Origin of the sequence: Streptomyces odonnellii (assembly GCF_000981895.1) — a bacterium.
Taxonomy (GTDB): Bacteria; Actinomycetota; Actinomycetes; order Streptomycetales; family Streptomycetaceae; genus Streptomyces; species Streptomyces odonnellii.
Genome location: NZ_LATD01000064.1, coordinates 1 through 11,292, shown reverse-complemented (window position 1 = coordinate 11,292; position 11,292 = coordinate 1). Strand labels below are relative to the sequence as shown.

General features: G+C 72.4%; 6 protein-coding genes and 1 pseudogene. 3 read left to right on the top strand and 4 right to left on the bottom strand.

Translation table 11 applies throughout. From position 1 onward, the window contains the following. From WH07_RS08190 to WH07_RS08180, 3 genes are all read left to right on the top strand, one after another. Window positions 1-2,688: lysylphosphatidylglycerol synthase transmembrane domain-containing protein (locus WH07_RS08190; protein WP_079023052.1), on the top strand; the 2,688-nt coding region annotated here is incomplete at its 5' end. Between the two features lie 192 nt (window positions 2,689-2,880). Next, window positions 2,881-4,476: an alpha/beta hydrolase gene (locus WH07_RS08185; protein WP_046497178.1), complete on the top strand. Its 1,596-nt coding sequence runs from the start codon at window positions 2,881-2,883 to the stop codon at window positions 4,474-4,476. A 100-nt stretch (window positions 4,477-4,576) separates the two neighbouring features. After that, window positions 4,577-6,181, top strand: a complete 1,605-nt coding sequence (locus WH07_RS08180; RefSeq protein ID WP_046497176.1) for an alpha/beta hydrolase — start codon at window positions 4,577-4,579, stop codon at window positions 6,179-6,181. A gap of 142 nt (window positions 6,182-6,323) precedes the next feature. Here WH07_RS08180 and moeZ read toward each other — a convergent pair whose 3' ends face one another. The 4 genes and pseudogenes from moeZ to WH07_RS08160 all read right to left on the bottom strand — a co-directional run. Further along, window positions 6,324-7,502, bottom strand: a complete 1,179-nt coding sequence (moeZ, locus tag WH07_RS08175) for an adenylyltransferase/sulfurtransferase MoeZ (protein ID WP_046497174.1) — start codon at window positions 7,500-7,502, stop codon at window positions 6,324-6,326. 144 nt (window positions 7,503-7,646) lie between these two features. After that, window positions 7,647-8,621, bottom strand: coding sequence for an NAD-dependent epimerase/dehydratase family protein (locus tag WH07_RS08170; protein ID WP_046497172.1), 975 nt, complete (start codon window positions 8,619-8,621; stop codon window positions 7,647-7,649). 114 nt (window positions 8,622-8,735) lie between these two features. Then, entirely contained in the window at window positions 8,736-9,851 is a 1,116-nt protein-coding gene (locus WH07_RS08165; protein WP_052744292.1) for a hypothetical protein, read from the bottom strand. Next, a pseudogene (locus WH07_RS08160) lies at window positions 9,844-11,292 on the bottom strand (glycosyltransferase); the annotation flags it as partial. The pseudogene WH07_RS08160 and the gene WH07_RS08165, both read right to left, overlap by 8 nt.

Genomic DNA, 11,292 nt, shown 5'->3' with positions numbered 1-11,292 from the left:
CCGCCGGGCACACCCCCGCCCGCAGCCGCCCAAGACGCCCGGCACACCCAGGGCGCAGCGGGCCAGGACACCTGCGACGAGAGCGACGAGAGCGGTGCCAGCCCCACCGACCGGCTCTCCGGCGACGAGCCCCTGCTCGCCGCCCGTGTCCACCGCCCCTCCGACCTCCTGCGCCTGCTCGTCGGCATCCTCGCCATCGCCCTCCTCCTCGGTCTCTCCGCCTTCGCCCACGGCACCACCACCGGGCTGGAGCAGGACATCTCCAAGGGCACAGGACAGGCCCCCGACCTGCTGGCCAAGGTCGCGGGGCTGGTCTCCAGCATCGCCGTGCTGCTCGTCCCCGTCGCCTTCGCGATCGAGCGGCTGATCAAGCGCGACGGGCTGCGGATCGCGGACGGCGTCCTCGCCGCCGTACTGGCCCATGGCGTGACCCTCGCCACCGACCTCTGGGTCGCCAGATCCGCCCCCGACTCGATCCAGGACGCGCTGACCCGCCCCCAGCTCGGCGCCGGGCTCACCGACCCCGTACACGGCTATCTCGCGCCCGTCATCGCCTATATGACGGCCGTGGGAATGGCCCGCAGGCCGCGGTGGCGGGTCGTGCTCTGGGTGGTGCTGCTGCTCGACGCCTTCGCGATGCTCGTCGCGGGATACACCACACCGTTCTCGATCATCCTGACCGTACTGATCGGCTGGACCGTCGCGTACGGCACGCTCTACACGGTCGGCTCCCCGAACGTACGGCCCACCGGGCAGACCCTGATGGCGGGTCTGCGCCATGTCGGTTTCCGCCCGGTCAACGCGATGCGCGCGGAGGACGTCGCCGACTCCGCCGACCAGGGCGACCGGGGCCGCCGCTATCTGGTCTCGCTGGAGGACGGCCCGCCGCTCGACGTGACCGTCGTCGACCGGGAGCAGCAGGCGCAGGGCTTCTTCTACCGGGTCTGGCGGCGCATGGCGCTGCGTTCCATCACCACCGGCAGCTCCATCCCCTCCCTGCGCCAGGCGCTCGAACAGGAGGCGCTCCTCGCGTACGCGGCGATCGCCGCCGGGGCCAACGCCCCGAAGCTGATCGCCACCTCCGAGCTGGGCCCCGACGCCGTCATGCTGGTGTACGAGCACCTCGGCGCCCGGTCCCTGGACTCGCTGCCGGACTCGGAGGTCACCGACGAGCTGGTACGGAACGCCTGGCACCAGGTGAAGGCGCTCCAGTCACGCCGTATCGCGCACCGCAGGCTGACCGGCGACGCGCTGGTCGTGGACCGCTCCGGGAAGGTGATCCTCACCGAGCTGCGCGGCGGCGAGATCGCGGCGGGCGATCTGGTGCTGCGGATGGACACCGCCCAGCTACTGACCACCATGGGGCTGCGGGTGGGCGCGGAGCGCTCCGTCGCCGCCGCGGTGGAGGTGATCGGCCCGGACGCCGTCGCCGACTGTCTGCCGCTGCTCCAGCCGATCGCGCTGAGCCGTTCCACGCGCGCGACCCTGCGCCGGCTCGCCCGCGAGCGGTCGCAGCGCGAGCGCGAGGCGGTCCTCGCGGCGTCCGAGATGAACAAGCGCGCCAGAGCTGCGGAGAGCGCGGCCGAGGACGGGGACCGTAAGGCCGTACGGAAGTCCCTGCGCGCCGAGAAGCAGGCCGAGAAGCGGGCGATAGACGACGCGCTCGACGAGGCGCGCGAGGAGGACCTGCTCTCCCAGATGCGGCAGCAGGTGCTGCTCATCAGGCCGCAGGCGCCCGTCGAACCGGTCAGGCTCGAACGGATCAAGCCCCGGACGCTGATCAGTTTCATCGCCGGGGCTATCGCCGGGTACTTCCTGCTCACGCAGTTGACGCAGCTCGACTTCAACACGGTCGTCAGCCAGGCGCACTGGGGCTGGGTGGCCGCCGCGGCGGCCTTCTCGACACTCAGCTACATCGCCGCGTCGATGAGCCTGCTGGGCTTTGTGCCGGAGCGGGTGCCGTTCCGCAAGACGGTCGCCGCGCAGGTCGCGGGCTCGTTCGTCAAGATCGTCGCTCCGGCGGCGGTGGGCGGGGTGGCACTGAACACCCGGTTCCTCCAGCGCTCGGGCGTACGGCCGGGGCTCGCGGTGGCGAGTGTCGGCGCGTCGCAGCTCTTCGGGCTCGGATCGCACATCCTGCTGCTGCTGTCCTTCGGTTATCTGACCGGTACGGAGAAGTCGGCCTCCCTCACCCCTTCGAGGACGGTCATCGCGGGGCTGTTGACGGTCGCGGTGCTGGTGCTGGTGGTGACCGCGATCCCGTTCCTGCGGAAGTTCGTGGTGACCCGGCTGCGGTCGCTGTTCGCCGGGGTGGTGCCGCGCATGCTGGACGTGCTCCAGCGGCCGGTGAAGCTGGTCACGGGCATCGGCGGGATGCTGCTGCTGACGTGTGTGTTCGTGATGTGTCTGGACGCGTCGATCCGGGCGTTCGACAACGGCAACCAGCAGCTCAGCTACGCGAGCATCGCGGTGGTCTTCCTGGCGGGCAGCGCGCTCGGCTCGGCCGCGCCGACCCCGGGCGGGGTGGGCGCGATCGAGGGCGCGCTGACGCTGGGGCTGATCGCGGTGGGGCTGCCGAAGGAGATCGCCGCGCCCGCGGTGCTGCTGTACCGGCTGCTGACGCTGTGGCTGCCGGTGCTGCCCGGCTGGGTGTGCTTCAACCACCTGACACGCAGGGGGGCGCTGTAGCCGTCGGAAGCCCGGGGGCGCTGTAGCCTCCGAAGCCGCTGCAGCCGTCCGAAGCCGGGGGGCGTTGTAGGAAGCCGGGGGGGGCGCCGGCAGGAAAGCCGGGGGCGCCGCACGACCTCCCGGCCCTGTCCCAAGCCACTCGCATGGCCGTCGCCCCGCGCGGCCCACGCCACCGCGGCGCACGATGGGAGCATGCCGACCCATTGCACCCGGCGCGGTACGGCGACGCTCGCCGCCCTGACCGCCGTCGCCCTGCTGGCCGCCTCGGGATGCTCCGACAGCGCCGGCCGCGCCGAGGGCGCGAGTTCCAACGGTCGGGCGAACGCCCTGGCCACGCCGGAGGACCTGGCGGCCCAGCGGCTGTCCTGGAAGGCATGCGCGGCCCCCTCGGCCACCGAGGGCGGCGGTACGGCACCGTCCCCGCTGCCCGGCGGCGTCCCGTGGGAGTGCGCCTCGATGAAGGTCCCGCTCGACTACGGCAAGCCGGGCGGCGAGAAGATCGAACTGGCCCTCATCCGCGGCAGGGCCCGCGACCGGGCCCACCGGATCGGCTCGCTCCTCTTCAACTTCGGCGGCCCGGGCGGCTCCGGCGTCACCGCCCTGCCGTCCTTCGCCCCGGACTACGAGAAGCTGCGCTCCCGGTACGACCTGGTCAGCTTCGACCCGCGCGGGGTGGGCCGCAGCGACCCGGTGAAGTGCAAGACCGACCAGCAGCTCGACGCGTACTACGCCCAGGACGCGACGCCCGACACCGCCGCTGAGGAGAAGACCTTCACCCAGGGCCTCGCCTCCTACGCGGCCGCCTGCGAAAAGCGCTCCGGCCCTTCGCTCCCGTACGTCGGTACGGTCAACGCCGCCCGCGACATGGACCTGATGCGGCAGGTCCTCGGCGACAAGAAGCTGTACTACTTCGGGATCTCGTACGGTACGGAACTGGGCGGTGTCTACGCCCACTTGTATCCGAAGTCCGTGGGCCGCGCGGTGCTGGACGCCGTCGTCGACCCCAACCAGAACGCGGAACAGGGCTCCCTCGGCCAGACCAAGGGCTTCCAGCTCGCCCTCACCAACTTCGAGAAGGACTGCATCGCCCGCGGCCCCGCCTGCAAACTGCCCGGCACCACCCCGAAGCAGATCGAGGGGTTCATCACCGGACTGCTCGACCGGCTCGACAAGAAGCCGATCGCGGGCCTCGGCGCCCGGAAACTCACCCAGACCCAGGCGACCAACGGCATTGCCCAGTCGCTCTATTCGAAGGAGTTCTGGCCGTACCTGGAACAGGGGCTCGACGAGGCCGACGGTGGCAACGGCGCACTGCTGCTCGCGCTGTCCGACGCGATGAACGGGCGCGACGAGAACGGCAACTACAGCAATCTCCAGGCGGCCAACACGGCCATCAACTGTGTGGACTCCAAGGAGCGTTACACCGTGGCGCAGACCAGGGCGAAGCTCCCCGAGTTCCGTAAGGCCTCGCCCGTCTTCGGCGACTTCCTGGGCTGGGGGCTGATGAGCTGCTCCAAGTGGCCGGTGCCGGGGCAGTGGACGCACCCGGATGTCAGCGCGCCCGGCGCGCCGCCGATCCTGGTCATCGGCAACACCGGTGACCCCGCCACACCGTACGCGGGTGCCAGGGCGATGGCGCACGCGCTGGGCAAGGGCGTGGGGGTGGAGATCACGTACCACGGGCAGGGCCATGGCTCGTACGACAGCGGAAACCCCTGTGTGCAGGGGGCCGTCAACGGCTATCTGCTGGACGGCAAGGTGCCCACGGCGGGCACGGTCTGCCGCTGAGGCCACGGCGGGGCCGGGGCGAAGGCCCATGTACCCGGCCTCAGTTGTTCGCACCTCGGCCTCAGTTGTTCTCACCTCACGGACGGGCTTGAATTGACGGATGCCCAGACGTACCCGAATAGCCGCCCTGACCATGGCGTCGCTGCTTCTCACCGGCGCCCTCGCCGCATGCGGCGGCGGTACGGACGACCCCCCGCCGGACCCCGGAGCGGCCAGCCCCGTCGCCGCCACCACCGCTCCCGCGACAGCGGATCAGAAAGCAGGCGGGGGACCGGCGCTGCCCCCGCTCCCCGCCGTGCTCACCGGGCAGAAGCTCGACTGGTACCGGTGCCCGGCCCCCGAGAAGGCCCGCGGCAGCGATGCGAAGCCCCCCGGCTCCGGCTGGCGGTGCGCCACCATGCGCGCGCCCCTCGACTACACCGCGCCGGCCGGCGAGACCATCGGGATCGCCCTGATCCGCTCGGAAGCCGAAGGCCCGGCACGCCGGATCGGTTCGCTCCTCTTCAACTTCGGCGGCCCCGGCGGCTCCGGTGTCGCCACCCTGCCCGGCGCCGCCGATCTGTTCGACGCGCTTCACGAGCGGTACGACCTGGTCGGCTTTGACCCGCGCGGGGTCGCCGAGAGCGCCGGTGTGGTGTGCCGGGACAGCAAGCAGACGGAACAGTCCCTCCGTATCGACTCCACCCCGGACACCCCGGCCGAGGAGAAGATCTTCCTCGACGACTCCCGGGCCTTCGGCGCGGGCTGCGTCAAGCGCTCGGGCCGGGTGCTGCCGTATGTCGGGACCACCAGCGCCGCCCGGGACCTGGATCTGATGCGCCAGGTCCTCGGCGACCGCGAGCTGCACTACTTCGGCTTCTCGTACGGCACCGAACTGGGCGGTGTGTACGCCCACTTGTTCCCGTCGAAGGTGGGGCGGCTCGTCCTGGACGCGGTGGTCGATCCGACGGCCGGCTACACGGCCCACTCCCGCAACCAGGCGCTCGGCTTCCAGCGCGCCCTCGACAACTACTTCAAGAGCCGTGGCATCGGCGCGCGGAGCGGCACCGCGCGGGTGGTGAAGCTGCTCGACCGGCTGGACCAGGAACCGCTGCCGACATCCACGGGCCGCACCCTCACCCAGGGCCTCGCGCTCACCGGCATCATCGCCCCGCTGTACGGCGAGGACACCTGGCCGCTGCTGACGGACGCCCTGGAGGCCGCCGAGAACGGGGACGGCAGTGCGCTGCTGCGGCTGGCCGACTCGTACAACGACCGTGACGGGCAGGGCCGTTACAGCACCGCGCACCATGCCCAGCGGGCCATCTCCTGTGCCGACGCCAAGGGCCGGGTGGGCGCGGACGAGGTACGGTCCCGGCTGCTGGCGGACTTCCGGGAGGTGTCGCCCGTCTTCGGTCCCTATCTGGCCTGGGACCTGGCGGGCTGGTGCGCGGACTGGCCGGTCCCGGGCGAGTACGAGACACCGGAGGTGGCGGCGCCTGGAGCGGCCCCGGTCCTGGTGATCGGCGGCAAGGGCGACCCTGCGACACCGTACGAGGGCGCCGAGCGGATGGTCGGGGAGCTGGGCGAGGGCGTCGGTGTCCTGCTCACCTTCGAGGGCGAGGGCCATGGCGCGTACACCACCGGGAACCGCTGCGTCACGCGGATGGTGGACGACTACTTCCTGCGGGGGACGGTGCCGGAGTCCGGGAAGAGCTGCTCCTGAACGGCCGTTCGCACCCCATCCGGTACGCACCGCGTCCAGCGCACCCCGTCCAGTAGGTACCGCACGCACATGAAGGGGCCGGTCCACATCGTGTGGACCGGCCCCTTCACCTGACCAGTGGGACCGGTGGGTCCCGCGGGATCTAGTAGATCGGCTTCTCCGGCTCGATCTGGTTGACCCAGCCGATCACTCCGCCCCCGACATGCACCGCGTCCGCGAACCCGGCGGACTTCAGCACCGCGAGCACCTCGGCGCTGCGCACGCCCGTCTTGCAGTGCAGGACGATCTTCTTGTCCTGCGGCAGGGTCTCCAGGGCGGTGCCCATCAGGAACTCGTTCTTCGGGATCAGCCGGGCGCCGGGGATCGAGACGATCTCGTACTCGTTCGGCTCACGGACATCGATGATCTCGATGTTCTCGCCGTCGTCGATCCACTCCTTGAGCTGCTTGGGAGTGATCGTCGAACCGGCCGCCGCCTCCTGCGCCTCCTCGGACACGACACCGCAGAAGGCTTCGTAGTCGATGAGTTCCGTGACGGTGGGGTTCTCGCCGCAGACCGCGCACTCGGGGTCCTTGCGGACCTTGACCTGGCGGTACTGCATCTCCAGGGCGTCGTAGATCATCAGCCGGCCGACCAGCGGCTCGCCGACGCCCGTGAGCACCTTGATCGCCTCGGTCACCTGGATCGAGCCGATGGACGCGCAGAGCACGCCCAGCACGCCGCCCTCGGCGCAGGAGGGGACCATGCCCGGCGGCGGGGGCTCCGGGTAGAGGCAGCGGTAGCACGGGCCGTGCTCGGACCAGAAGACGCTGGCCTGCCCGTCGAAGCGGTAGATCGAACCCCAGACGTACGGCTTGTTCAGCAGCACGCAGGCGTCGTTGACCAGATAGCGGGTGGCGAAGTTGTCCGTGCCGTCCACGATCAGGTCGTACTGCGAGAAGATCTCCATCACGTTCTCGGCTTCGAGCCGCTCCTCGTGAAGGATCACATTCACATAGGGGTTGATGCCGAGAACGGAATCCCGCGCGGACGCGGCCTTCGACCGGCCGATGTCGGCCTGGCTGTGGATGATCTGGCGCTGCAGGTTCGACTCGTCGACCTCGTCGAACTCCACGATGCCGAGCGTGCCGACACCGGCCGCGGCCAGGTACATCAGAGCCGGGGAACCGAGACCTCCGGCACCCACACACAGCACCTTCGCGTTCTTCAGCCGCTTCTGTCCGTCCATCCCGACGTCCGGGATGATGAGATGGCGGGAGTACCTGCGGACCTCGTCGACGGTCAGCTCGGCGGCGGGCTCGACCAGGGGTGGCAGCGACACAGGGACCTCAACAGGGGGTTGGCCGATGGATCGAATGGAGTTGCTCTTCGTGCAACACTGCCACGGCCCTTCTCATTCCGAGACACCCGGTCCGGCCCGCGAGACGCTTCCGTCCCAGTAACCGGTCAGCCGGAAACCCGCCGGTCAGATACGGCACGCCGCCTCCATCCAGATGTCGGCGAGGGACTCCTCCAGATTGATCCGGGGACGCCAGCCGAGCCGGTCGCGGGCGGTGCGTACGTCCGCCTGCTGCCAGGCGCCGCAGCCGTCGGGGTACGGGAAGGGGCCCGCGCCGATGTGCTCCGGAGACGGCTCGCTGCGGGGGGCGCCGATGGTGGCGTGGCCGGGGCGCACCGGGCCCGGGGGCAGGTCGAGTTCGTGCAGGGCGCCGGCATAGCCCGCGACTCTCGCCAGGACAGCGGCGGCGTCCCGGAGCTTGACCGCCCGTCCGGTGCCGATGTTGACGATGCCCTGGGCGGCGGAGAGCGAGGCGGCGTGCACGGCGCGCGCCACGTCCCGTACGTCGACGAAGTCGCGCTGCACGCCCAGCCCGCCGAGCTTCAGCTCGCCGTCGCCGGCCTGCATGGCGCGGCGCATGGCCTCGGCGAGGCGGCCGAGCGGGGAGCCCGCGGGGGTGCCGGGGCCGACGGGCGAGAAGACCCGGAGCACGATGGCGTCGAGCCCGGCGCCGAGGACCAGCTCGGACGCGGCGAGCTTGCTCACCCCGTACGGGCCGCCGGGGCGCGGTACGGCGTCCTCGGCGGTGGACGAGCCGTGCGGGGAGGGGCCGTACTCGGAGGCGCAGCCGAGCTGGACGAGTCTGGCGCCGCAGCCGCTGCGGCGCAGGGCCTCGCAGACGGTGGCGACGGCGACGGTGTTGTGCCGGGTGAGTTCGCGGGCGCCGCCGCGGGTGGCCCCGGCGCAGTTGATCACAACCCCGGGGTGCACGGCGTCCAGGAAGCGGGTGAGGGCTCCCGGGCTGCCGCCCGCGAGATCGAACCGTACGTCGGCGTCGTCGCCGCGGCCGAGCGCGGTGAGGTGCACGGCGGGGTCGGCGAGCAGCCGGTCGGCCACGAAGCGGCCGAGGAAACCGTTGGCACCGAGCAGCAGGACCCTCATCGCCCCGCCCTTCCGTGCCGACGGGCCATGGCGGGGGCCTGCGCTGGGGATTGCGGGGTCATGTCTGGTGTCTCCTTCATGGTGGTGCCGGGTGGATGTCTCGGGGTGCCGGGGTCAGGTGTGCGCCGAGGCCCGGGAGAGGGCGACGGCGGCGTGTACGAGCAGGCCGAACGCGGCGGCTCCGCAGGCCAGGGCGGGTACGGACGCCGGCCCCCAGGTCTGGACCGCGTGGGTGACCGGGACGGCGAGCAGGTCGCAGCCGGGGAGGCGGCCCGCGAGCACGGATACGCAGGCGAGCACCTCCACGGCGGAGGCGGCGGCGAGCCCGGTGGCCGCGGCATGGGGGAAACCGTGGACGGTGAGCAGCCGGGCCAGCAGGAAGAGCGTGCCGACGGCGACGGTGGCGGCGGGCGCGCCGTCCTCGTCGAAGACCAGGTCGGCGGCCATGGCGAGCGCGGTGACGGCGCCCGCGTACAGCGCCACCAGAGCGAGCAGCAGGGGCCGCGCCCCGGCCGTGAAGTCGGCGAGCCCATGGCTCTCGGCGAGCCGGCGCCGGGACCGTACGGAGAAGAGGTGGGCGCACCAGGCGGCGGGCGCGACGGCGCACGCCAGCGCGGTCAGCGGGGTGGTGGTCGCCGGCCAGGGGCCGTCGGGGCCACCGGTGACCAGGGCGTCCAGCAGTCCGTCGCCGCACACGAGATAGGCCAGCAGCCAGTGCACCCAGAGGCCCGCGGCGGGGACGGTACGGCCTTCCGCGCGCAGCGGGCCGCGGCGGAGACAGGCGGCGAGGGTCCCGGTGAGGGCGAGGGATCCCGCGAGGCCCACGGCGAGGTGGCCCTGGCCGGTGCTGTGCTCAAGTCCGGCGAGGGTGAGGGAGGCCACGGCTCCGGGCAGCAGGGTGAGGACCGTCCAGCCGGCCGGGCGGCGCGTTCCGGTTCGGTGCGCCGGGCGCGCGGATTCCGGAGCGCACGCCTCGCCCGCTGCTCCTTCCGCCGCCTCCCCGCCGTACGGGACGCGTGCGTACAGCTCTTCGGCGAGCGAGAAGACATCGCGGTGCCGGAAGCGGGCCGCCGTACGGTCGGTGATCCCGTGGGCCTCCAGCCCGGCGGCGATCTCCAGCGGGTCGACGGCCCGCTCGCACAGCGTCCTGTGCCGGTGCAGCAGCCCCTTGACGGGATCGGCGGTACCGCGGGTCCCGGGCCGGACGGCGGGCTTCGCCTCCTCACGCATCGCCCCGCCCCGCCTTCACTCCCGCACCGGCGCGCGCGCCGGTCCGCGCGCGCCTCGGCGGCACCGGACGGCCGGCGGTCCAGCGGACCGGGGCGTACATCTCGGCCGGGTGCGCGAAGGGCACCCCGTCCGCCGCGCGCCGTACGGGATCGTGCGAGATCAGCTCCAGATAGATCTCGTGGAACGCCGCGAGGTTCTGCTCGACGGTGAAGAGCTCCAGCGCGCGGGCGCGCGCCGCCGCCCCCAGCCGGGCACGGCGCTCGGGGTCGCGCAGCAGCGCGACACAGGCGTCCGCGAGTGCCCGTGGATTGCGCGGGGGCACCACCAGCCCCGTACCGCCGATGACTTCGACGACCGCGCCGACATCCGTGGAGACCGTCGCGCGCCCGCAGAACATCGCCTCGACCAGGCTGATCGGGAAGCCCTCGACCACGCTGGAGAGGACGACCACCTCGCCCGCCGCGTAGGCGTCGGGCAGTTCGGGCGTCTCGGGCCCGCCGATCTCCTCGAAGGAGACCGGGTTGTCGCCGACCGAGTGGGCGTCGGCGGCCTCGTCGGGGAAGAGCTGCGCGGCCAGGGCCCGGCAGTGCGCCAGATACGCGGCGGCTCCCGGCCCCTGCGCGGGGGCGCCCACGATCCTGAGCCGTGCGCCCGGTTCGGCCGCGCGGACCGTGGCGAAGGCATGGAGCAGCGAGACCAGATCCTTGGCGGGCTCGATCCTGCCGACCCAGACGAGAGTCCCCGGATCGCGGCCGGTGCCCGCGCCGCCCGGCCCCACCGCCACCGGCCGCGCCGCCATCCGCCGCATCGCTGCCCGCCGCGCCGTCGGCCACCGCGGAGAAACGCTCCGCCTCCATACCGGGGTAGACCGTGCGCAGCCTGGCCCGGTCGGCGCCGCAGCGCTCCTGCCATCGCCTCGCATGCGTGTTGCCCGGGGTGATCACACCCGCCTGCCGGTAGACCTCGGCGGCCAACAGCCCCTGGAAGGCCGCGAGCAGCGCGCGCACCGGCGCACTCAGCAGGGCCGTGTCCGCCGGAGCGCTGCCCAGGCCCGCGCTCGCGAGATAGTGCGCCCGGAGCTGTACGCCGTACTCCGTGACCAGCAGCGGCACCCCGAAGAAGCGTTTGGCCAACAGCCCGGGGAGGGCCGCGGAACCGCCGGACGTGGCATGGCAGAGATCGGCCGCGCCCAGCGCCTCGTCGTCGTACCAGTCCAGCGAGAGGGGGCGCAGGGCGCGCTCCAGCCGCTCGGCGAAGGCCAGGAAGTCCGGCACGGTCGCGGACTGCACACTCCGGCGTGCGCCGGGTGCGCGGCAGGCGGACTCCAGCAGCCGGGCCGCGCCTTCCGAACGCAGCGCGCCGCAGAGCCCGCCCCGCTCCCTCGCCAGATCGGCCAGCCCGTACAGCCCCGCCGCGAACCCGGCGGAACGCCGGAGTGTGC

Excerpts from the sequence above, each read along its gene's own strand:
- WH07_RS08185 (WP_046497178.1), top strand. The coding sequence starts at position 2,881 with ATGCCGACCCATTGCACCCGGCGCGGTACGGCGACGCTCGCCGCCCTG.
- WH07_RS08180 (WP_046497176.1), top strand. The coding sequence starts at position 4,577 with ATGCCCAGACGTACCCGAATAGCCGCCCTGACCATGGCGTCGCTGCTT.
- WH07_RS08170 (WP_046497172.1), bottom strand. The coding sequence starts at position 8,621 with ATGAGGGTCCTGCTGCTCGGTGCCAACGGTTTCCTCGGCCGCTTCGTG.
- WH07_RS08165 (WP_052744292.1), bottom strand. The coding sequence starts at position 9,851 with ATGCGTGAGGAGGCGAAGCCCGCCGTCCGGCCCGGGACCCGCGGTACC.